Origin of the sequence: Streptomyces sp. E11-3, from assembly GCF_046540415.1 — a bacterium.
Classification (GTDB): domain Bacteria; phylum Actinomycetota; class Actinomycetes; order Streptomycetales; family Streptomycetaceae; genus Streptomyces.
Genome location: NZ_JAZGRL010000002.1, coordinates 1,681,989 through 1,703,908 on the forward strand (window position 1 = coordinate 1,681,989; position 21,920 = coordinate 1,703,908).

The window sequence follows — 21,920 nt, forward strand, 5'->3', positions numbered from 1 at the left end:
CCAGGCAGCAGCCGACGCTCCTGCACGGCCGGTGTCCGGGGCTGCTCCTTCAGCTCGCCCGAGCCCCCGCGGCGCGACCGCTGCGCCGGTAGCCTGCGGCCATGACGAGCGATGAACGTCCCACGGTGCAGGCCGCGATGGACCCGATCGACGACATGGTTCTGGCCGTGCGGGGCGATGGGAACAGCGAGGCACCCGACTACGAGCTGCCGCTAGCAGTCCCGCTGGACACGGCGTCCCACGTGCTCGGGCTGGACCTTGCGGAAGGGCTGCGGTTGGCGGAGAGCAACACCTACCCCGTCCCCGTGATCAACGTCGGCGAGGAAGGCTTCCGCGTCGGCACGGCACCCCTCATTCGTGCCGCTGGGCTGGGCAAGGTATGCAAGGCACTCCGCGTTCAAGGCTGAACTGGCCCGGCTTCTCAGCCAAGTTGCGAACTCCATGCCCCTCCCCGTTCGAGGCAGGGCAGACTTGGCGTCCGGTAGCAGGCGCGCGGTGGAGGAGCTCCCCATGGAGGACGCGGATGAACGGCTTGCCCGTGCCTACGCTGAGGTAGCCGCCGAGATCGGCCGCACTGACGCGAAGGCGGGCGCGATGCTCACTGCGCTCGGCATCCCCCTGGCCGTCCTTGTCGCGGCGATCCCCGGACGCGACTTCTCGGCGAGAGTCACCGTCCTGGCCGCGATCTCTGCGGCCGGACTCGTCGCCGCGATGCTGCTCGTCTTGCTCGTCCTGCGGCCCCATATCGGCCAAGCGACTCGTGGCTCCTTCCTCAACTGGGCCGACTGCACCCCGGACGAAGTGCTCGAAGACCTCGCACCAGACATCCGCCTTCAGCAACTCTTAGTCCGCTCCCAGATCGCCCGCCAGAAGTTCACGACCCTGCGCCTGGCCGTGCACATCACCATCGGGGCAGTCGCGGTCTTGCCGCTCGTCCTTCTCGCAGCCATGGCGGGGTGACGCCCCGTTTTTCCGCAGCGCCGACGGCGATGGTGGACGCGGATTCCGCTCTGACGGAAGCAATTTCGCCCATTTTCACAGGTAGGCGTAGGCGTCTCGCCAGGCGACCGTCATGTACGCGGTGCCGGTGGGGTCCGTGCCGCGCAGGATGAAGTCCTGGCGGCCGAGAGGCAGCCGTATGTCCGCCAGCCGGGGGGCACTGCGGTGCAGCGCCCCGGCGACTGAGGCGTTGCCGTTGCGCAGGACGGTCCTGGCCCACGGGCGGGGGTCGATCACGACCCGTTCCCCAGCGCCCAGGTCCAGGTCCAGGCCAGCCTTCCAGCGGCCCACCACTTCGCACACCGGCCGCGAGATCGGCCCGTGGATCGTGATGACCGGCCAGGCTGGTCCAGTCCCGCCTACCACCACATCGCTCGTCGGCAGCGACGTGCTCGGGCCGGTCATCGTCAGCGGGGTGGTCAGCGGCCCGACTAGGCCGTGGTGTGAGGGCGGGACGATGTCGATGCGCTGCTGCTGTTCCACGTCGTCGTACGCCACGCCGTCCTGGCAGGCGAACGTGGCGATGACGGGGGTGTAGCCCTGCCGGGTCAGACGGGAGCCGACCGAGGCACACCGGCGTGGCCGCCCGTAGAGGCGGCGGGCCCGGCCGCCCTGCACGGTACGCAGCACCGCAGGGGTGGCGAAGCGTCGGCGGACCGCTTCGGCGTCCCATGCCTGTGCGAGGGCGGAGAGTGCGTCCAAGTTGGCCCCGTGGCGGCCGTGGCCGCCGGGCGCCTGGTCGACTGTGTCCACGCCGATCTCGAAGGTGATGGTGGCCGCAGCCTTGAAGTCCTGTCCGAAGCGGATGCCGTCCTCTCGCGGCAGCGGCTTGTCTCCTGCCTCGGTGTCGCCGTAGACGATCTCGTGGGGCTCAAGGAGGTAGAAGCCGGAGCGGATGCTGCCAAATGTGAAACTGGCGCCGGGATGGATGCCGTTGGCGCTGTACGACAATTTCCACTCACCCTCAGCCAGCGGCATGGGCACCTCCCCGGCGTATGCGGCGCAGCTCAAACATCGCGTCGTTCAGGGCCTCTCCTGGACTCATAGGACGGCCGGTCATAGTGAAGTTGAGGTCTCCGCCGATGAGCGCGGGGCTGACGGCCTGCGGTACGGATGCGCGCGGGGCAGCCGCGCGGGTGCCGCGGTTGAGGGTGACCGCTCCCTCGGCGTACTGGCGCAGGGCTCCGTTTGCCCAGGCGACGACGCCACCGAACTCCCGGACCACCTGCTCGACGATGGCCTTGGACCGGGGCCGCTTGGCCGGGCTGAGCGGCACGTAGGCTTCGCCGCCGGTCTCGGGCTCCGCCCACAACCGCCACTCGCCGGGCCTAGCGATCTGGGCGACGTGCCGCTCGGCCCCGGCCGCGAACGCCTTGATCCGGCTGCCGGCGTGGCGAATCCCGCCGTCGGCGTACCGCAGGATGCTGCCGTTGGCGTGCTCGGAGATGTACGGTTTGCCGCTGGCCGAATACTGGACCGTGACGCGGACGGTCTTGCCGGTGATGCTGTTGATCTTCCTTTGGATGGCCTGCACCTGGGAGTACGCCGACCCTGTGGGAGCGGTGATCTCGACCTTCTTGCCCTTGAGGTCCTTGACCTTGTAGCCGAGATCCTTGATGGCCTGCTGCGCGACCTTGGTCGGCGCTTCCATCTTCAGCTTCTTGCCTGGTGGCAGGTCGACGACCTTGTTGCGGATCGCCGTCAGATCGCCTGTGGCCTTCTTGACGATGGCGCTGACCGTGACGTTCTTCTTGTTCGGGGCGTTCGCGATGTCCTTGGCGAGGGCCGAGATGTTGACTCGGGCGCCCTTGGTGGGGGCGGTGATCTTCACGCTCTTCCCGCCGGGCAGGGTCTGCACCTTGAAGCCGAGCGCTTCGAGTTGCTTGCGTGCCGCACCGGTGGGCGCCTTGACGGTGATCGACTTGCCCTTGCCAAGGCTTTCGAGCTTGCCACGCAGACCAAGGACCTGGGCGGTGGCCTCCGGGATGCCCTTGGTCGTCATCAGCGTGGTGACGGTGTCCGGGACGAACCCCATCTGGTCGGCGAGTGCCTTCGCCTGGTCCTTGGGGATGCCCATGTCCACCGCGAGCTGGATCGCCTTCGCGCGGGCCCGCTCCATCGCGGCCTGCCCCTTGTCCATCGCCTCGGACATGGGCATCAGGCCCTGCTCCGCCGCTTCCTGGGCGCGGGTGGCAACGCCGAGCATGGAGTTACGCAGCTCCGTGAGCTGACTGTTCAGGATCTGGCCGTTGCGGCTGGCGGTGTTCACCAGGCCGTCACTGTCGACAAGGGCCTTGCCCCAGCCTTCGGCCCGGTCGATGTTGCCCTTCATCGTGTCGTCGATCTGCAACATCACGGAGTTGAGCTGCGCAGTCGCGTCGTGGAACGACTGCGTGTTGCCGTTGAGGGCGTCCAGGGCCCTCTTGAGGTTGTCGACCCGGTCGTCGGCGCTCTTGGTCTTGTCGCTGAAGCCTTGCACCGCGGACTGGAGGCGGTCATACGCGCTGGTGCCGGTCGTGCCGCTTCCGTTGATCGCCTGGGAGAGTTCCTTCTGCTTCTTCTGGCTCGCTTCCAGCTCGCCGCGTACCTGGCCAAGGGCGTTCTTTGCGCGGATCGCGGCCAGGCCCTCGTCATCCCAGCTCTTGGCCGCACCACCGGCCGTGACGATCCAGTCTTCGTGCGCGTCCGCGGTTGCCTGGAGCTTCTTCTCCAGCTCCCCGAGGCTCGTACCCTGCCCCAGGTAGGCGTTCGTGAGATCACCGAGGCTCACGTCCGCCTTGCGCATCATGTCAACCAACTTGCCCTTGCCGTCAGCAAGTTCGGTGTCCTGTAGGAGCTGCGCCGCTTGGGCCCTCACGTTCGCGTCGATCGCGCCGCCGGAGTCCGCGAGAGCCTGCGAGAGCTGGTCGATGCGGTCCTCGTGGGCCTTGGCAGCGCGGGCGGCTGCCTCCTGCCGGGAAGCGAGTAGGCCGAGTCCGATCGTGACACCGGCCATGGCGATGCCGAGGGGCCCGCCGAGCGCGGACACCATGCCGCCCATCGCGGTGGACGCGACCCGGTTGGCGGCGCCGAGCCCGCGCATGGTGCCGCCGAGCCGCCCGCCTTCCCTGGATGCGTTTCGGTACGCGAGGCCCATCCGCTGCCATGTGGTGATCTGCGGGCCCATTACGCCGGGGCCGAGGGAACCGCGCATCGTCGAGCCTAGGGCCGTGAAAGACGTTCCCGCAGTGCGGGCCTGTGCGCCGAAAGTGCGCAGCATCCCGGTGACGCCCGTGATCACCTTCAGGGCGATCAGCGTGCCAAGGAACGCGGCCAGCGCGGTGTTGGCGCCGGGGATCACGCTCATCAGGCTGTTGAAGGCGTGCAGCAGCCCGTTGAAGGTGACGAGCAGGACACCGAGGCCGCTGCCGGCGGCCGACAGGTTACCGATCGCGGTGGCCAGGTTGGAGACGAGGCTGATCAGCGCGGGCCCGATGGACTGGCCGATGGCGCTGAAGAACGTGCCGAGCGCGGGCATCAGCTCCGTGCGGATCTGACGGATCAACTGCGTGATGCCGTTGTCCTTCGCCGCCCGTCCCAGGCCGCGAAAGAAGTCCCCGACGAGTCGGTTCAACTCGTGGAAAGTTGGTGCGGCGTCGCTGAAGAATTCCTTCATCGACGCCTGGCCCTTGGCCGAGTTCGCCCACCGGTTGAACCGGGTCATGGTGCCCTCGAACCCGTCGAGCAGGGCGTTACCGGCGTCTTGCGCGGCCTTGCCGACTCCACCGAGGCCTTTGACCAGGTCCCTGGTGGAGCGGCCGAGTTGGGCGGCTTTGTCCCCGGCGTGGTCGAGGAACTTGGCCAGCGATCCGGTCTCGCGCCCGGCCTGGGCGGAGGCCCGTACCCACTGGGTGAAACGTCTGGCGCCCTGGCTGACCCGTTCAACGAAAGGGCCGGAGGCCACCAGGAAGTCGAGGGTCGCGTGCCCCAGGTCCGCGAGGCCATCGGTCATGTGCCCGATGGCCGTGCTGTTGGTGGCCGCGATCTTCTTGAAGTCCCGGCGGAACGGGCCAGTCTGCATGAACTGTGCGCCGCGCTTGGCCAGAGAACCCATCTGGCCCGCGGTGTCACCGAGGGAATCCCGCAGCAGTGGAAGCACCGAGGACGAGAGCGGTTTGATCTCGTCCGCGACCTGCGAGAAGAAACGTTCCTGCACGGATCGGCGCATCTTGCGCCATGCGCCGCTCAGGCTGGAGACCGTCGTGACGGTCTTACGGGCGGAGGTGGACAGCCCCTTGAGGGACTGGGCCAGGGCCTCGTGCTGGGCCTTGGTCTGCTTGGCCCCGGCGGCTGCCTGCTGCTGGGCCTTGAAAGTCTGCTTAAGGGCCTCGCCGAACCCGCCGAAGGCGACCTTCGTGCCGATCGCCGCGGTTCCGGCCGCGACGATCAGGCCGGGGATCGCGCCGAGGACGCCGACAGCGGGTGCGGCCGCCGAGACCAGCGCGGTCAGGCCCGCACCGTACTGTGTGAGCGCAGCGACGGCGGGTTGTGCGACGGCCAGCAGGGAGCCGATTCCCAGCATGCGCATTCCGCGGCGGCCACCCGGCACACGCATCCGTACCGGCACGGTGACCGGTGTGCGGTCGGCTTCGCCTTGGGCGCCCTGGATCAGGTCACGGACTCCCGAGAGCAGGCCCCCGTTTCGACTGTGGCTGTCCGAGTCGCCGTCGGGCCGCACGGGCACGCGGACGTCCGTACTGGCGATGCGGCGCGCGATGTTGTCCAGCTCGGTGCGGAGCCGCTGGTCGTCGACCTTGATCTTGACCTTGGCGCTGACGCCCTTCGACGCCTCCTTGACGGCGGTCTCGAGCTTCTTGCGCAGGTTCTTGGAGTCGACCTTGACCTTGACCTTGACAGCCAGGCCCTCAGCCAGCCCTTCGACCTTCGTGCGCAGTTCACGCGCGAACCCGGCGAGGTCGGCGACGACCGGCACGTCAAGGCGGCCAGCCTGCAGGCCCTCAGCCACTGCGGACCATTCCTCTCTGCATCGCGGCCGCGAGCATCTGCCGGTGCCCCGTGAGCTTCCCGGTGGGCTGCGACTGCGCGCCGGGCCGCTGGGCAGCGGTGTCGGCGGGGTTGTACGGGCGAGGGATGGACGTCGGCTCGTCACGTCTCCGGTCGGCGGCCAGGATGCTGACCTCTTCGATCAGCTGAGCCAGGAGTTCCGTCTCCTTGGTCCACCCGTTGATCTGGGCGGACTGGACGCGGGAGTCCTCGGGGAGGCCGTCGATCAGGACGATCAGACGCCTCAGTCCGATGAAGCCGGGCTCTCCTGGCTGTCGCCAGATTCCTCGGGCATCGAGCCCGTTGTGGAATCGGCTGAGGTCGGACTCGACATCTCCCCATCGCTCGCGGAGGAGTCGTCCAGTCCGAAGGACTTTCCCAGGTCAACTCCGTAGACCTTGATCAGGCCCATGGTGAGGCGGACATACGCGGAAAGGGAGGGGCCCAGGGCCTCGAACCGCTCGTACTCCTTGTTGCCGAGCAGGATGCGGTGCACCTCGTAGATCGCATCGACGAAACGGCGCGGGAGGTGCGGGCGCTTGAAGACGAGGTCGACGACGACAGAGGCCGTCGGGTTCTCACTGGCCTCGATGACGTCGCGCAGCAGACCGACCAGGTCCAGCTCGTCGGAGAGCAGCGGATCAAGGGCCTTGGCCGGGAGCTCGGCCGGGTAGATGAACTGCTCTGCGCGGTACTTGATCGGGATGCCGTTGGGGTACTGAACCTCGCGGCGTTCGGCGGCGTCGAGATCGATGACGAAGGACATGAAGGGCTGGCCTCTCGTGTGTGCGGGCTGAGTCGCGGGGTGCGGCAGCGCGCGGACACTGGCAGGCCAGTGGGCCTTGCGTCGCGCGCTGCCGCGAGAGGTCAGCCCACTGAGGGCTCGGGGGCGGCGGTTGGTGCGAACGCCGGGTCGTCGGTGATGACGTACCAGGCGTCGGCGTCGTCGCCGCCCTGTACCGCGAGCCTTAGCGGCAGCACGGCTTCCTTCGACTTGGCGAGATCGGTGTTCACGCCCTCCATCTGCATGGAGCGCGGGACCATGTAGCGGTAGTGCTTGCCGCCATCGATCACCTCGATGCACGCGGCGATCTCGGTGCGGCCGCCGATCCTGGGCGGCGTGAACTTGTAATGTTTCGTGGTGTCCTGGGCGGTGACTTCGACGATCTCGCCACCGCCGTACACCGCCTGGAAGTTGGCCCCGGACCACTGCTGAAGGTCGACCTCAATCGTCGACGCGTCCTGGGTCTGGAAGGTCCGGGTCGGGTACGAGGACTGGGCACTGCGGACCTGCTCGAAGTTCGGCTCGTTGTTGAACTTCAGGCTGTCCTCGGTCGTGAGGCCCACCGCACGCCAGCCCGCAGGCATCGCGACCGTGGCGTCGGCCGGCGCGGCGGTGCCGACTGCGGCGAGCCAGACGCGGGTGAGCGAGGGGATGACGATTTCGTTGTTGTTGGCGGTCTCGCCTGCCATGACGGGGTTCTCCCTGGGGTCCGGTGAACGGGCCTGGGAACCCTGGGAGGAGCAGGGGGCTAACGTCGCGCGCTGACCAGGGAGCTACGGCGACACCCCGCAGCACGGAGCGCTGGTCGGTCGCGCCGACGATAGGGACGCGCGCCGGGCAGCGTTTGGTGGTGCCAGCGCCACTGACGATGAATGGTTGGCTGAGACGGCTGAACTTCCCGGCGATGCGGGAGCATGTGCACCATGACTCTCGTGTGGGCTCTCCTGGTCGCCGCCGTCACCTCCGTGGTAGTCGCCATCGCGACTGGCCTGGTCGCCGCCCCACGACTCGAGGCTCGCAAGAAGCGGATCGGCGAGGCTCATGCTGCTCGCGACGCCTTCGGCACCCACCTGATGACAGTCCTGTCGACCTGCACGCTCCTGCAGCAGCTGCCCCAGGACGACCCGTCATGGACACCGGTGTTGAGGGAGCGTCTGAAGGCCGAGCGGGAGCGGTGGCTTCAGCAGCTCGACGATGCCACCCGTTGGATGATCGACCATGTCGCGACGTACGCAGGGAGCTGGCCCTCCCGCCGCCTCATTGACTTCGCCGTCGCCTATGCGTCCAACGCCCGGATGCTCGTCCTGTCGGAGCGAGAGGAAGCCACCAAGCTGGAACTGATGGTTACGCTGACGACCCCGGTCCAACGCCAGTTCTTCGGCTTCTGGTGGACTCGCGCCCGCCACTACCACTCGGACCGTCGGGTGTTCGCCGAGACCCTTGGTCGCCTGGCCCCGGACGAACCCACCACACCGTAGGGCGATCGAAGCCCAAGCGGGGCCCGGTCGGGCTGTCGTTTACGGGTGCAGGGTGACCAGCAGGCCGAGGAGCCAGCGCGGCTGTCCGTCGACGAGCGGTGACCATACGAGCGTTCCGGAAGGCCGGACGCCGCTGATGACGGGTTGGCCGGGCGTGTGCGGGGTGTCGGGTAGCTCGGCGGCGGCGGCCGCGCAGATGAGGATGATCCTACGCAGCTCGGCTTGCCCCGGCCAGCCGCCAGGGTCGCCGTGCACTTCCAAGGTCACCTCGGGCTCTGTTGCCCACGTCAGGGCGCGCAGATCCCCGCCAGGCCCGTGTATGACGCGCAGATGCGGCCATGGCGCCTCGGCGATCCCGGACACGCGGCCGGGACCACCCAGGGCCTCGGCCACATGTGGGTGCTCTTGGAGCCAGGCGAGGACTGAGGAGACCGGATCGGCGTCGGCGAGTTCGAACGTCGCGGTCATCAGGTGCGGGCGACGTAGCCCTGGAGTCGCAGCCGTCGGGCGTAGTCGGCAGTCACACGGACCTTGGCCCCCGGCAGGTGGTCAGTGCCCTCGATGCGGAGGTGGTTAGACAACGTGATCGTCTCCATCCGTGTTCGAGCAGCGGTGGAGCTTGTGGGGGCGGACTTGATCTCGGGGGCCGGGGCCTGCGGCGCAGATGTCTTGGTGAGGTTCTTCGCAGTCATGCCGTGCACTGTGGGCGGCGCAGCCCGTTTACGTCGCGTGCTCTCGCGATGTGGTGAACTGCTAACACGGCCCAGGACTCCTACTCGCGAGCTCAGGACGCCTGGTGTGGCTCCCCCGTCTACGCCAGATACCGTAACTGGCCTATTTAACCTACGCATTTACTATCCCAAAATGGGGCCAGACGGTCTGGCACCTTGACGTCACCGGATAAAATGGCGATGGCGGAAAAGGGCGACCGCCCCCGCCATGCTATCCGCAGCCGTTAAGGCGTCACACCATCTGACCTGCGAAAACGTCATTTCGTCTATGCTCGTGGCCCCTCCACTGTGGTCGTTGTGCCGAAGAGTCGGCACCTCAGACCGAGAGGGACAACGAATGAGCGGAAAGAATCGCACCCCTGTCGATGGCCGGGGGGCCGGGTGGCGAGAGATCCCCTGGCAGTGGCGTCGGCCTCGACCTCTGGAAATCACTGAGCGCCTGACATCCATCCCCCTCGTGGCGGCGGTTGCCGGATACGTGCCCGAGGGCCCGGCCACGCTCAGCACAGCCGTTGCCTTCGCTCTCCATACCGTGGCCACGCTGATTACATGCTGCGTGCGGCGCACCCGCAGATGAACCCGGTTGTCGCACCTCGCTGGTCAGCGCCCTGGCATACACGCTCAGCAGGGAAGCTGACCAGCGGAGAAACCGACCACTAAGGCGTCTACCTTACGTGCCTGACGCTTCCACGGGACCGCGATAGCGTCAGCGTTGAGCGGCCACGATCGCAGCAGCGCGGGCCATGAAGTGTGTCCCGTCAGCGATCAGATTGCCGGGGTAGACGGTGCCGACTTCGGCTTCGACGATCATCGGGCCACGCGCGGTGACCGTCACCATGACCTTCTTGCCGGCGATGACTGGCTGGCCGGTGCTGATGTTCTGGGCGATGCCGTCCGGGTCGATCGCCGTGGTGCAGCGGCAGTTCTTCAGGTTCGCGACGGCGCGGGACGACTGGTCGCGGGGCTCACGCATGTACGTGTCGGCACCGACGCCGCGGTGCTTTCGGTCCCAGTCCATGCTGTTGATCGTGAACCGCAGGTTGCCCGGTACGACCTGGCCCTGTACCTGGATGTGAGTGGGGCGGACATTGTCGTCGGCCATCGTGACCCACCGCTTCGTGGGCGGGGCCAGGCGCTTGGCCTCGACCTCGACCTGGTGGGCGATGCGCTGGACGTGCGGGGCGATCATCCGCGCCAGCATCGCCTCCAGCGCCGGGTTCGGGGTGAACTTCGCCATCAGGGCACCTCGGGCGGGTTCCGGGTGGCGGTGACCTGGACGTAGTCGACGGCCGGGCAGCCCGGTACACGGTGGTCGCGGGCGGTGGTAACGGTCCAGGTCAGGCCGGTCTCGTCGCCGACGACATCGCCGGGTTCCACGGGCTGGGCGGCCGGGTCCAGGCGCAGGGACCAGGTGCCGTCCGGCTGCTCCAGTGCTGAGCCGGGCCAGGTGCCCCGCGGCGTGGGCCGCTGGTTCGGGTCCGGCGGCACCGGGACGCCGTTCGCGTCTCGGGCCCACGGGTGCTCAAGCGCATACAACGTCAGCAGCCGGTTAGGGAGGACGACGGTCATGGGTTCTGCTCCACTCTTCCAGTCAGGGCCAGTGCCGCAGGCGGCCGGACGAGTACGGCCAGGGGGCGCGCGGTGGGCGAGACAGCGGCTGGAACACCAGACGGCGCAGCCTGCTCAGGCTATTGATCGTGGGCAGGGCACCGGCCTGGCCGGTGGCGGGCGCGGCGTCATACGAGATGGACTGTCCCTCGGCGCTCACCGAGGAGACCCGCGGTCCCGCTCCGGAGTTCTGGTTGGGCCTCTGCCGGACCGATTCAGCGGCGTGCGCGACGACGTACCGCACCACCGACTCCTCCTGGGCGCCATTCAGGCCGACGAGGAGATCCACGTCGTACGTGCCGTCCGGGGCGGGCCGGTAGGCGATCACTTCGGCGATGTCGTCGAAGTCGACCGGCCAGGCGTCGATGTCATCGAGTGCGTCCGCCCAGCGGGGCGTAACGCCGCGCAGGGTGGTCGCGGTCGGCACCAGGGGCCGGTTGAGGTAGGCGGCTACGTCGGCCTGTGCGTTGCGGATCTCCTCCTCGTACGCGGCGCGTTGGGCGGAGGTGAGGGGAAGCGGGACGCCGAGGGCGTCGGCGACGGCTTCGGGTGAGCCGACCAGGCCCTGGCCCAGGGGGAGGTCGAGGCGTACGGATGTGTCCGTGACCGGCGGTGCTGCCGAGTTGGGGGTGAAGGTGACCACACCCCAGTAGCGGCCCGGTGGAACGGTGGGCACGTCGAACCGGTACACCCCGGTGCGGAGGTGAACGGCGGGTGCGGCCGAGGCGGCCACGGGTCCGTCGCGCTCGGGTGCGGCGTACAGGTCGAGGCGGGTCACCTCACCGCCAGCGGGGGCCGGGTCGTAGCGCGCGCCGGCCCACATGGGTTTGTAGTCGTAGACCGACACCCGTCGTCTCCCTACTTGCTGGTTGCGTCGGTGCGTGTCGCCTGTGCGACGAGGCGTTCACGGATGCGGGCGGCGATCTGCGCGGAGACCACCGCGCCCCTGGGCTGGAGGAGCCGGGTGACGGGGTTGCGGTGAGGCCCGAGGAACGTGCGCTCCACCAGACGGACGGTGCAGTGGAGTGTCGATCCGAACGGAGTGAGTGGCACGAATACAGCATCGGCATCCGCAGGCGGCTCTCCGGTGGCGTCGTCGAGGATGACGTCGGACAGGCTCGCCTCGTCCGGGACAACCTCGGTCGGCGTAACGTACGGGCTCTGCGCCGGGGGCTCCGGGGCCGCGTCGATGTGCGGTGGCTCCAGTGGAGCGGCGTCGGGCGCGGCGGGGGCCGTGCCGATCTCTGGGGTGTCTGCCTCGGGGGCGGTCGCTTCGGCTGGGGTCTCCTTGACTGCCGTCTTGGTGGCGGTCTTGCGGGTGCGGGTGGTGGCCATGGGCTGGCTCCTCGTACGGTGTCGGTCCGATCGCGCGCACCCTGCACAGCGAGTTCGGCTTGTGTCGCGCCGTACCGTCGCCGCACACCGCGGGGCCCCGCTTCCGCGGGCTCCCGCTGTGCTGCCCGTCAGCCTGCGGCGGGGGCCTCATAGGTGAAGCCGTCGGTCCTGGAGACGGTGCCGCTGTCGTCGGCGAGTTCGACGGCCACAGCCCCTTCCCCAGGCGGCGTTCTCACGGTGAGTTCGCTGGCCGAGCGGAGACGCAGCTCCGTGCCAGCGGCGCCGCCGAAGGTGACTGCGGAGATCCCATCGAGCCTGGCGCCGTTGATCGTGACGGTGGTGCCACCTGCCGCCGGACCTGTGGCGGGGTTGATGCTGGTGATGGTCGCCGCGGTGAACAGTTGGTCGACGGCAGAGCGAAAGACGATTGTCCCGGCCGGGTAGAGCAGGAAGCGCTTGGAGCCCTCGGGCTGCCCATCGCCGCGCCCGTACGGCTCGGAAATATAGACGTCGTCGGTGACCCGCACGGGCGGATCGTCGAGCGAGGCCGCAGGGAACGCGGCCTTCATGATGCGGGTGCCGTCCTGGCGATACAGGCCCATGATGTCCTTCCTCCGGATGCGGTGGTCGGCGAAGGATGTGCGGCGGCAGGGGCTTGGGTCGCGTCCCGGAGCGCGCGCTGCCCCACGGTGAGGAGCTGTCAGACTGGGTGGTGGGCTTGTTCGAACGCCAGCGGGCTCCGGGCATGCTGCCGTCAGCGCGGGCCTACCGGAATTCCGTTCCAGGCAACCACCAGAGACGGGATAGATAGTTGGGGTAGGTGGACAGCGCGACCAGCGGGTGATGTGCTCGGGTCGCTTGGAAGCATGTTCAAGTTGCCCCAAACCAGGACAAGGACGGTACCGCCATCGTGTACCGCGAAGACGGAACGGAGCTGACCGGCTGATGCGCATTACAACTGCCGGTCAGCCGCAACGGTGCGGGACTGCTGCTTGGGCACTTTCCGCTTCTTCGACTTCCCACTGCTGAGCGAAGCCTTCCGCGCCGGGTCATTTCTCATGCTGCCCACGTTCGCGCTGGCCGCCAGCACCTCGTCAATGATCTGGCGCCGGACTTCAGTTGCTGCTTCGCCGTCGAGGCCTTCAATGAGGCGCTCGGCCGTTAGGTAGTGACTGTTCAGTACCGGCTGGTCGAAGTAGCGGTTCAGCTGGCCGATCGATTCCTTGTACATGGCGAGATACGTACGCGTCAGGTACCCCGACAGGACCGTACTGAATGCCGCCAGTGCACCGATGAACCAGCGAACCTGTTCGACGGGGACATATGCGCCAGCCACGGCAGCGCATACAAGAAGGAACAGGCCGACCCCCATTGCCACCCGAGACGACTTGAACGCCTTGTCGGCCTGCTCGGTGACGATGCGGTGGTACGTGCCGATCTGGCCTTGGTTCAGCTCCATCAGCGTGGCCAGCTCGGTCGTCTTCCGAAGCTTCTCAAGCGCTTCGCGGTGGTACTCCTCCTGAGCCTTCAGAGCGGCACTGAAGCCCTCGTTCTGATTCTTCATGTACTGCCGACGAGTAATCAAGAAGAGGACACCGGCAATACTTACGCTAAGAATGCCAACTGAAACAACCCAAACAAGGGGCGTTAGGTCGACCGACTCAAAGGAAGCCCCCGAATCATTGATGCCCTTGTTGTCATCCGCAACGTCACTCAAATTTACAGCAAAATAAGCTGACAAGGAGGCAGCGACGACGCCGAAGATGGCGCCGCTCCAGATAAGCCTTTTCCACCGCCTGGAGCGCTCTTCGTCCAATGCAAGCGAATCCCAGGACACTTTGCCTTCCCTGCGCATGTGACTATGTCCGTCGTCGTCGCTGCCGGTTACAGTCGCGCTCATCCTCGCCCCCTCGATCAGTCTCGGAATCCTAGCTCCTAAGACTCCGCCACATCCCTCGAAGGAAGGGAGACGCGCTGATGCGCTGCATTGGATCAGCCCCGAAGGAACGAGGATCAGCGACGGGTCAGACGTGTCCAGAGGTCATGGAGTTGGAAGACGGCAGCTACGCCGTGATCGGCGCGAAGGTCACCAACCGGCTCGCCTTACGATGCACCCTGATCACCTCGGTCATGGTCAGGTCGTTGGTGTACGCCTGCTGCCCGGTGTTTCGTAGTTCTCGACACAGTCCCCGGCATCCAACCAATACGCGGCCGTGGGGCCTTGGCCGATGGCTTTCAGGTCTCGAATGTGATCGCCGAGCCGGTCGAACCGCTCGGCGACCCTCGTGATCAACTCGGGAGTTCCGCCGTCCCGGCCTACCTTGCCTGACTGCGCATCCGCGTACACCACAACCAGAGCGCGCTCTGCCGTCTCGGCGGTCGTGCGGGGCTTGCGGCGCCGACGCATAGCGTCGCGGACCAGGGCGTCGACGTCGCCCGCGGAAGGCCAGTCGGGGGCTGCGGGTTCAATGACGTAGCGGCAGCGCCAGACAGGCCGGGTGACCGCGTCTTCGCCCTGGGCATCGCGATGCCAGGCCGCTGGATCATGGCGGGCCTCGACGAGACGGACTCTCCATCCGTCGGGGACGTTGAGTCCGAGCTCTTCCACACGGGCGCGCCAGTCCGTTTCGCTGACAGGGGGCTGCTCGGCGGCCGGAGTGGTGACGACCATCGTGCCGCCCGGCTCATAGCGGACTCCGGCCTCCCAGCCGCGCGGTGCGGGGGCCGGGGCGCGCAGGGCCTCGCTCGGCTGCGACGGCCCGGCGGCAGTCGACTGAAGCAGCGCGTTCAGGTCGTTCGTCAGGGTCATCGCGGGCACCGGCATCCATTGGCCGCACCTCGGCGACGGTGGCGAGCGATCGTGGAGGAGGTGACCGCTTGGCCGTGCTGGCTGAGGACTTCGGCGATGGCGGTGGAGGAGACCGATGGGGTGTCGAGGATTCGACGTAGCGTCGCCGCGGTCTCCCGGTCGACCGACTTCAGGGCAGAGCCGACGCTGCACGGCGGGCCTTTGCGTGCGGCTGGCGCGCCGGTCAGAGCATCCAACTCCGCAGCAAGTCCCACGAGTTGCGTGACTGTCACCGGGGTTCCTCCGTGTCAGGACGTGCAGGTGTGAGGGCGGAGGGGAGGCGCCGCCCAGGACGGTGAGCGGCGCCTCCCCATCAGCGGGGTCAGCTGGTGGGCTGGGCCCAGGTGCCGATAACCAGCGACTCCGGGCGCGGGACTTCCAGGGCAACGCGTTCGTCCGCGCGGAACGTGATGAGACCCTTCTCGAAGTTGTCTGCGTTCTCCGAGCTGACGGTGACGGAGACGGACTCCCGGTCGTGGAGCTGGGCACCGAGTCCGAAGGCGCCGATGAGGAAGTTCTCGTCGGCCATGGCGGTGGTCTCGACGACGTCTAGGCGCCAGACGCGCTTGGTCGCGCCGACAGCGATCTGCAGGGCGACGCGGAAGGCTCCGGTCTGGTCCTCCTCGACCTCGACGTGCTCCCACATCGTCGGACTGAGCACGATGCCGGTCGGGTCGTACTCGGCGAGCAGGGCCTTGGTGATCGAGCGCCGGATCTGGACGCTGTACTGGTCGGTGGTCAACGCCTGGTACTGCTGAACGCCGGGGGTGTTGAAGATGCCGGTCAGGGACTGGCCGTCGCCGACGCTGTGCAGGAGGTCCCAGTCCTCCTGGTACTTCACGCCCTCGATCATCCGTGAGTTGATGAAGGTCTTCAGGCGCGGCTCGTCGCTGAGGATGTTCTTGTGCGCGTCCAGCAGATGCGCGATCTCGCTGACCGGGTACATCACCGGGACGAGCGAGAGCTTCGAGCGGGGCGCCCGGCCCCACACATCGGTGTCCGCGCCGACGGGCGGAGACTGTCCGTCGGCGGCGTATCGTTCCTTCACCTGCTTGGCGTTGTTGGTCCAGCCGGTCTCTCGCGCGCCGTAGAGCACGGCCTGCTTGGTGCTGCTCTTGGGGAACAGGTCGCGGATGTGGAACTTGCGGTACTCGCGCTCGGCTATCCCCAGGTTCTGCGCGGAGCCGAGGGTCTGGTGTGTCGTAGTGCCGGCGGAGAGGCTGAAGATGGACTTGCCTTCCATCTCCGCGCGCACGTAGGGGCGATCACGGAAACCGGCCTGGGCGGCGTTCTTGTACGCCTCGCTCTCGACGAACAGGTCACCGAGGCTCTTGCCCTCCATGGGGCCCTGCGGCTTCTGCCCGTAGTGCTGGCCCGCGGCGGGCACGGAGTCGGGCGCGGCGAGGTACTGCTTGACCTCGCTCATACCTTCGGCGTCCGCGATGAGCTGTTTGAGCTCCATCGCTTCGGCGGAGACCTTCTTGAAGGCGTTGGCCTGCTCGGTGCTGACGACGAAGCCGCCGTTGTCTTCCACCTTGAACGTCTGGCTGATCCGCTCGGCTTCGGCGGACTTCTCGGCGAGCTGGGTCTTGAGGCCCTTGACGAAGCCCTTGCTCTCCGAGATGACGGGGGTGCTCACGGTGTGCTCTCTCCATGATGCTGGGGTGCGGTTGACGTGCGTCGCTCGCCCGGCCAGCACCGGGACGACCCGACAACGCGGGGCATTTGAGAGAGCGGGGGTGGTTAACGTCGCGTGCTGCCATTCCCCACTAGCTGGGGGAAGGCAGCACACGGCCTCTGAGCTGCTGTTTTGTTATGACCGTGGAGCAGCGGCTGAGAGCGGGAAGCCGAGACGGGAGGCCTGAGTCGCGAGGGCTACCCCTGGATCGCGGTGAGTTGGGCCTTCACCTCATCGGCGTCGAGCCGGACGGTGTTCCCGTCGTCCTTGTCGGTCTCAGGTTCGGCGACCGCGTCGTCTACGGACACGGGATCGTGAGGCTCGTCGTACGGGTCGTCGTCCCACAAGTCGATGCTGCTGCCCGCCATTGGGGAGGGTGCGGCCGCGTGCTGCTCCTGGTCCTGTTCGTCGTCGGGGTCGATGGCGAGCCCTTTGGAGGAGAGCGCGGCGAGGAGTTCGCCGACGGTGGTACGCACGGGCTCAAGCTGTTCGGCGTTGGAAGCCGACTGGATGCGGGCGGTGGCGTCGGTGAGGGCACGCGTGGTTGGTCGGACGACGCGGCTGTCCGTGGTCTCGCTGCTGTCGGCGGCCCGTGCCGGTCCCTGGTCGGGGATGACCACGGTAGTCAGTTCGACGGGCTCGGGGGCGCCCAGGGATATCTCGGGGCCGGTACTGTCGTACGGCACGGTGTAGGTGGCGGGTTCGTCGCCGTCTTGGTGGACAGAGACGATGACACGGTCGGGGTAGGTGGCTTCGACGCAGGTCCACGTGCCGTCCTCTGCGGTGAGCAGGCGGCGCACAGCGGCGCCGACACGGTCTCGGATCTCCTCGTACGACGCGGGCAGCGGCTGGATCGGCGACACGGCGACTCCTGGGACGATGCGGGACTTGGCTTCGAGGACGGCGGCGTGAGCGCTCTTGCTCTCGGCGGCATGGGTGGCGGGGTAGATGCCGGTGGCGTCGCGGTGCCGAAGGTTGCAGTAGCCCTTGGCCTTGTCGGGGCTCATATGGCGCCCGGCGATCGACACACAGCGATCGAAGTCTCCTGGGCTGCCCCAGGCGATGTGGGCGGCTCCTTCGCCGCGCACGTACCAGCGGCGGAGCTGTTCGGCGTCGCCGCGGTTCCTGTCCAGGCCGCCCACGGCCTTGGCTTCGAGGACGGCCGCGCGGGCGGTCTTCGCCTCGATACTGGCGCCCACCCGGTGATCGACCCTGTCCGAAGGGCGGAGCCCGACTGCGGGGGCCGGTTCGTCATCAGCGGCCGGGCCGGTGAGACGGATAGGGGTGGCGTCCGGCCCGCGCACGACGTGCACCGTCTCGAAGGCGACAGGAATCGGTGGCACGGCCGGGAGATCTGCGGGCAGGTTATAGCCGAGGGTGACGTGCGGGGTGAACCCGTGGTCGGTGCGCAGTGCTTCGGCCAGCGGGGATACGGCGAGCGCGCCCGCGATTCGTGCGCGGAGTTCACTCAAGCCGGGCACGTCGACGGGCACGAATACCGGCTCGCCGTCCCCGCTGTTGGGGAACCGTCCGATGCCGCCGATCTTCCCTGTGAGCGGTTCAGCGCCATCAAGCGCGGCGGCCACGATCCCGGCGAGATCGTCAGGGTGGCCGGGAAGCTCTTCGGCGTCGCCGAGGTAGGCCAGGGTGATGTGCAGGTCGCGCGGATCGGTGCCGTCGCGGTGGGCGATCTTCGTAGCGGTGCTGGCGGGGAGATAGAGCGCGACCATGGCGCCGCGGCCGACTTGCTGTTCTGCGGCCTTGACGTCGATGCGGCCGCTGGAGGCGGTGGTCTTGTGCTCCAGCTCGGCGGAGCCTGGGTCGGCTTTGACTTCGATGCTGCGCGTAAGAGGGTGTGCGCCGTGGAGTACCGGGGAGACCTCGTACAGGTCCAACTTGTGGATCACCCGGACGCCATCAGACCGCTTCGTGGCGCTGCTCGGCGGGACTCGGTAGCCGATGGAGAACTGAGCCTGGTCGTACTCGTGCCACTGCCTCACCTGCTCGTATACGTCGCGGCCTTTCGACGTTCGCAGGTTGAACTGGATGGTCGCGACCAAGGCCCCGGCCTCAGCGGGCCAGTTCGGGATGTCGGAGAACCTGGCGTCACCGGGCTGCCATTCGGCGATTTCCAGGACGGCCCCGACGGGTTCCTTCCACTCGTGGTGCCAGACCGTTTTGACGGGTCTGGTCGCCAGGGTGTGGGTGAACGCTCCGGGGACGATCAGGTCCGCGACGTCATCAACGACGCCGGTAACGGCGAAGATCGCCCTGCAGATGCCCTTGCGGGGCGCAGGGGCTCGGGACATAGGGGCGGTCGGCACGGCGAGGGACCTCCGGCGGGTGGACAGTTGACCGCCGGGGACCGTGCCGTGCTCGCCCGTCTACTGTCCTGTGCTGGTCTCTGCCTGGGGGTTCTCCGCCTCCGCAGCGGTGCGCGCCGCGACCCATCCTTGGGTCCAGTAGCGGGCGCTGAACTGTTGCTCCTGGTCGGCGCTGTACTGGTCGTAGGGGCAGGCGTCGGAGGGGTCTCCGGCCTTGAAAGCGGCCTTGCCCTCGTTGAGCAGCGCCAGATGCGCCTGGCGGTTCAACTCCACGGGTACGGCTCCTAACTCTGCTTCGGTGGGAACAGGGGGTCCTGTCCACCATGGTCTGCGGACGCGTCCTCACCGCCGGGGGCCTGGCTGTGGGTTCGGGTCATCTGAGCGTCGTCGACGTCGATGGCCCACACGTCCGGGTCGGTGTATCGCCACACCTGACCGGTGGCGTCGCGGACCCATCCGGTCAGTGTGCCGTCTGGGGCCTGATCGAGCCACGCCTCATCGCCGCTGGCGCCCTGGTACGCGGCGAACGCGGAGGACGGATCGGTCTCGTCGCCTTCGTCGTACATGTCGCCGGACCAGGGCCGGGCGTCGTCCTCGGGGGGAAGCGGGGCACCCCCGCCGGACTCGTCCTCGGGTATCCGCCCGTCGCCCACCTGGGGCTCCACCGCTGAGCCGTCGGACATCTCATCCTCAGGCGTCTCGGCATCGGGTTCGGCCTCAGCGTCCAAGGCGTCTGCGGCAGGCTCGACCGCCAGCGCGGCGTCAGGCTCGGCTGTGTCCAACGGCGCGCCGGCATCGGCGCCCTCCTCGTCCGCAGCGTCGTGGTCCTGGTTTTCGTCGTCATCCCCGAACGGCTTGCCGCCCTTGGGAAGTGCCTTGATGGCGAATCCGTATCTGGTCACGCCGCACAGGGTGAGGTGGTCGTGTGCCTTGTGTCCTGCTGCTCTCGCTCGATTCTGCATGCACACTCCTATGAGCGGTGCTGTGACGAAAAGCGATAAACGGCCCCCCTCAGAGAAACAGGTGGCTCTGCGGTGCGGAACTGCAGGTTGCCGGACACGGGGCCAGTACCAATCTGGGCGTCTGCGGCTCCAGGCTACGAATGGGTAGGAGGAGCAAACCGGTCAACGAGATAGCGGGCCGCCGCGGTCATGGCCTGGAGACGAAAGCTCGCCTCACCTGCGGTGGAGGTCCCTGGGTGAGGGCCATTAGTGTGGGTCATCTGCCACAGCCCTTGGATAAAGGACCCGCCGTCGCGCGGCGGCAGCAGTTTGTTGTCTACGAGATAGGCGATCGCCCGTCCGCCGTCGCCCTGTTGGACTCGAGCGAAGCCGTGCAGAGTGGCAAGGTGCGCCGCTACCTCTTCGAGCATCGCGCGGATCTGGCCGTTCGCGGCTTCGAACCGTTGCTCGACTAGATTGGCGACGGCTTGCTGGTAGCAGGACCGCGCCACGTCCATGCCCAGCCGCGCGAGGTCGTCCTCAAGGGCAGTGATCTCCGCACTCAGGGGTGCGCGGGGTTCGTCCAGTGGGAGGAGGCGTACGCCCGCGAGGCGGTAGTGCAGGCTCTCCCATGGGTCTGCGCTCGTGATCTCGGTGTACTCGGCGTGGAGATCGAACCCGTCGGAGCGGACCGCCTCCCGGAGTTTCCAGAACGGTGTCCCGGCCTCAACTCCGTCCGGTGTGTTGGGTGCCACCTTCTCTGCGACCAGCCGAACGAAGTCACGCAGGCCCTCGACCGCTGCCGGATCAGCGTCGGCTGCGGCTGCGCGAGCTGTTCGTACTGTAGGGGCCACCAGTTTCGCCTTGCCGTACCAGGACTTCGGCATGAAGCCGTCAAGGCCAGCTTGCAGAAACAAGATCTCCAACTCGCCCTCGGAGAAGGCGTTCTTCGCGATGTCGGCAGCGGTGCCGACGACAGGAGAGGAAGGGGTGCGCATTGGAATAGTGTGACGGGCGGGCAGCTCCAATGCCGCCAATATTTCTGGGCATAGCGCCCTGGCGGACGGATGCCCGACGGGGTTCCATCCGGCTGATCCGTCCTGTCCAGCTCGCGGGGGGAACTTCAGATCGCTGCGGATGAGCCCAGCGCGACGAAGTTCGCGGCCGTGCCGACGAGCAACCCGACGACGAGCAGAACCGGGCCCCGGTAGCTCTCCCACCAATTCTGCCTGCTGCCCTCGACGTACTCCCGCAGTCCTGTGTACTGGTCCTCGACGTTCTTCCGCGCCGCCTCCAGATCACCTTGGAATCGTCTCTCCAGACGGACCATCAGTTCCTCGTTCCGCCGGCCGAGCTCCTGGGGAAGATCGACCTGCTTCCACTTCTCAAGGTCTGCCACACGTTGTTCGATCGTCTTCTGTTCGCTGGTGACGACGTTCGTGTCGAACGCCTCAACGATGGTGCCCGCGTCCGTGGCGTAGACGTTGCGCGGGCGCTTGAGATACCCGGCGAGACGCTTGCGAGCACTGCTGATGTCGAGGAGCGTCAGGACCAGGCCGACTGTTTCCAGTAGCCCAGATACTCCATACAGAGTGACAGCGGCAGCAGACATGCCGGGAGGGTACTGCTGTGTGGGCAGGTCGGCGGCCTTGTAACGTTCTCCGGTGCGGGTGTTCGCCCGCAGAGAGGACGACGCCCCGCCCCGAGCGGGTCTACCGCGTGGGCGTAGCCAGATTGACGCGGGCTAGCCCAAGACCGATTCCAGCGGTGGGGCACTCCGGTTCCAACTACCACGAACAGTTTCAACTAACGTGTCACGGCTTATCTGCACGCACTTGATTGAGGACGTCGCAGGGCCACGCATTTCTCTGAGGGGCCGTGTATCACTCTTCGTCACGGGTGTGCCGTGCGACGGTTCTCGATGACGTTGCTGTATTGGCGGAGGGCGGCGAGCACGGCATCCTCGTCGCCTCCAGCCAGGGTGCGCAGCGGTCCCGTCGGCGTCAGCGGGATGGACTCGCCCGCGTGCAGCTCGACGAGCGCCGCTGCGCGAGTGGAGCCGATCACCGGCCTGTCTGGGTCACCGGTGATCTGCACCTGGTAGGCGGACCCGTCGTCGAACGTGCCCGTGACGGTGAGCGGCATCGTCTG

The 21,920-nt window shown here is 67.5% G+C and carries 23 protein-coding genes; 3 read left to right on the forward strand and 20 right to left on the reverse strand.

All coding sequences use genetic code 11. The annotated features are described in order from the left end of the window. Positions 1–101 precede the first annotated feature (101 nt). A complete protein-coding gene (locus U9R90_RS26715; RefSeq protein WP_411059225.1) occupies positions 102–407 on the forward strand; it encodes a hypothetical protein in 306 nt (101 codons plus the stop codon). Positions 408–510: 103 nt separating this feature from the next. Then, complete coding sequence (locus tag U9R90_RS26720; RefSeq protein WP_411059226.1) at positions 511–960, forward strand: Pycsar system effector family protein; 450 nt, start codon at positions 511–513, stop codon at positions 958–960. A 75-nt stretch (positions 961–1,035) separates the two neighbouring features. Here the strand turns inward: U9R90_RS26720 and U9R90_RS26725 are convergent, their stop codons facing one another. From U9R90_RS26725 to U9R90_RS26740, 4 genes are all read right to left on the reverse strand, one after another. Beyond that, positions 1,036–1,977 (reverse strand): hypothetical protein, encoded by a 942-nt coding sequence (locus tag U9R90_RS26725; protein WP_411059227.1) that lies wholly within the window; start codon positions 1,975–1,977, stop codon positions 1,036–1,038. Then, entirely contained in the window at positions 1,964–6,004 is a 4,041-nt protein-coding gene (locus tag U9R90_RS26730) for a hypothetical protein (protein WP_411059228.1), read from the reverse strand. The genes U9R90_RS26725 and U9R90_RS26730 overlap by 14 nt, the downstream gene beginning before the upstream one ends. A 282-nt stretch (positions 6,005–6,286) precedes the next feature. Beyond that, positions 6,287–6,808: a hypothetical protein gene (locus U9R90_RS26735; RefSeq protein ID WP_411059229.1), complete on the reverse strand. Its 522-nt coding sequence runs from the start codon at positions 6,806–6,808 to the stop codon at positions 6,287–6,289. 101 nt (positions 6,809–6,909) lie between these two features. Next, on the reverse strand, positions 6,910–7,515 hold the full coding sequence (locus U9R90_RS26740; RefSeq protein ID WP_411059230.1) for a hypothetical protein: 606 nt from the start codon (positions 7,513–7,515) through the stop codon (positions 6,910–6,912). 234 nt (positions 7,516–7,749) lie between these two features. On the opposite strand from U9R90_RS26740, the gene U9R90_RS26745 reads away from it, so the two are divergent. After that, positions 7,750–8,304, forward strand: a complete 555-nt coding sequence (locus U9R90_RS26745; protein WP_411059231.1) for a hypothetical protein — start codon at positions 7,750–7,752, stop codon at positions 8,302–8,304. Between the two features lie 39 nt (positions 8,305–8,343). On the opposite strand, the gene U9R90_RS26750 is transcribed toward U9R90_RS26745, so the two are convergent. The 16 genes from U9R90_RS26750 to U9R90_RS26825 all read right to left on the reverse strand — a co-directional run bounded on the left by U9R90_RS26750 (position 8,344) and on the right by U9R90_RS26825 (position 21,914). Then, positions 8,344–8,772 (reverse strand): hypothetical protein, encoded by a 429-nt coding sequence (locus tag U9R90_RS26750; RefSeq protein WP_411059232.1) that lies wholly within the window; start codon positions 8,770–8,772, stop codon positions 8,344–8,346. Continuing rightward, positions 8,772–8,996 (reverse strand): hypothetical protein, encoded by a 225-nt coding sequence (locus tag U9R90_RS26755; RefSeq protein ID WP_411059233.1) that lies wholly within the window; start codon positions 8,994–8,996, stop codon positions 8,772–8,774. Before U9R90_RS26755 ends, U9R90_RS26750 begins: the two co-directional genes overlap by 1 nt. Before the next feature lie 745 nt (positions 8,997–9,741). Further along, positions 9,742–10,272 (reverse strand): hypothetical protein, encoded by a 531-nt coding sequence (locus tag U9R90_RS26760; protein ID WP_411059234.1) that lies wholly within the window; start codon positions 10,270–10,272, stop codon positions 9,742–9,744. Next, on the reverse strand, positions 10,272–10,604 hold the full coding sequence (locus U9R90_RS26765; protein WP_411059235.1) for a hypothetical protein: 333 nt from the start codon (positions 10,602–10,604) through the stop codon (positions 10,272–10,274). Before U9R90_RS26765 ends, U9R90_RS26760 begins: the two co-directional genes overlap by 1 nt. 22 nt (positions 10,605–10,626) lie before the next feature. Next, positions 10,627–11,490, reverse strand: coding sequence for a hypothetical protein (locus tag U9R90_RS26770; protein ID WP_411059236.1), 864 nt, complete (start codon positions 11,488–11,490; stop codon positions 10,627–10,629). A gap of 11 nt (positions 11,491–11,501) precedes the next feature. After that, positions 11,502–11,978: a hypothetical protein gene (locus tag U9R90_RS26775; RefSeq protein WP_411059237.1), complete on the reverse strand. Its 477-nt coding sequence runs from the start codon at positions 11,976–11,978 to the stop codon at positions 11,502–11,504. Positions 11,979–12,106: 128 nt separating this feature from the next. Further along, positions 12,107–12,580, reverse strand: a complete 474-nt coding sequence (locus U9R90_RS26780; RefSeq protein WP_411059238.1) for an IPT/TIG domain-containing protein — start codon at positions 12,578–12,580, stop codon at positions 12,107–12,109. Positions 12,581–12,930: 350 nt separating this feature from the next. Then, the gene (locus U9R90_RS26785) at positions 12,931–13,878 is read right to left on the reverse strand and encodes a hypothetical protein (RefSeq protein WP_411059239.1); all 948 of its coding nucleotides are present in this window, start codon (positions 13,876–13,878) and stop codon (positions 12,931–12,933) included. A 234-nt stretch (positions 13,879–14,112) separates the two neighbouring features. Further along, complete coding sequence (locus tag U9R90_RS26790) at positions 14,113–14,802, reverse strand: hypothetical protein (protein ID WP_411059240.1); 690 nt, start codon at positions 14,800–14,802, stop codon at positions 14,113–14,115. A 346-nt stretch (positions 14,803–15,148) separates the two neighbouring features. Next, complete coding sequence (locus U9R90_RS26795) at positions 15,149–16,465, reverse strand: phage major capsid protein (RefSeq protein ID WP_411059241.1); 1,317 nt, start codon at positions 16,463–16,465, stop codon at positions 15,149–15,151. Between the two features lie 236 nt (positions 16,466–16,701). Further along, a complete protein-coding gene (locus U9R90_RS26800; protein WP_411059242.1) occupies positions 16,702–18,828 on the reverse strand; it encodes a 2'-5' RNA ligase family protein in 2,127 nt (708 codons plus the stop codon). 60 nt (positions 18,829–18,888) lie between these two features. Further along, the gene (locus U9R90_RS26805) at positions 18,889–19,101 is read right to left on the reverse strand and encodes a hypothetical protein (RefSeq protein WP_411059243.1); all 213 of its coding nucleotides are present in this window, start codon (positions 19,099–19,101) and stop codon (positions 18,889–18,891) included. Positions 19,102–19,112: 11 nt separating this feature from the next. Continuing rightward, positions 19,113–19,790 (reverse strand): hypothetical protein, encoded by a 678-nt coding sequence (locus U9R90_RS26810; RefSeq protein ID WP_411059244.1) that lies wholly within the window; start codon positions 19,788–19,790, stop codon positions 19,113–19,115. 134 nt (positions 19,791–19,924) lie between these two features. Beyond that, positions 19,925–20,767, reverse strand: coding sequence for a hypothetical protein (locus U9R90_RS26815; protein ID WP_411059245.1), 843 nt, complete (start codon positions 20,765–20,767; stop codon positions 19,925–19,927). A 125-nt stretch (positions 20,768–20,892) separates the two neighbouring features. After that, positions 20,893–21,381 carry a hypothetical protein gene (locus tag U9R90_RS26820; RefSeq protein WP_411059246.1) on the reverse strand — a complete coding sequence of 163 codons (489 nt, stop codon included), beginning with the start codon at positions 21,379–21,381 and terminating at the stop codon, positions 20,893–20,895. A 281-nt stretch (positions 21,382–21,662) separates the two neighbouring features. Further along, positions 21,663–21,914: a hypothetical protein gene (locus U9R90_RS26825; protein WP_411059247.1), complete on the reverse strand. Its 252-nt coding sequence runs from the start codon at positions 21,912–21,914 to the stop codon at positions 21,663–21,665. Positions 21,915–21,920 lie beyond the last annotated feature (6 nt).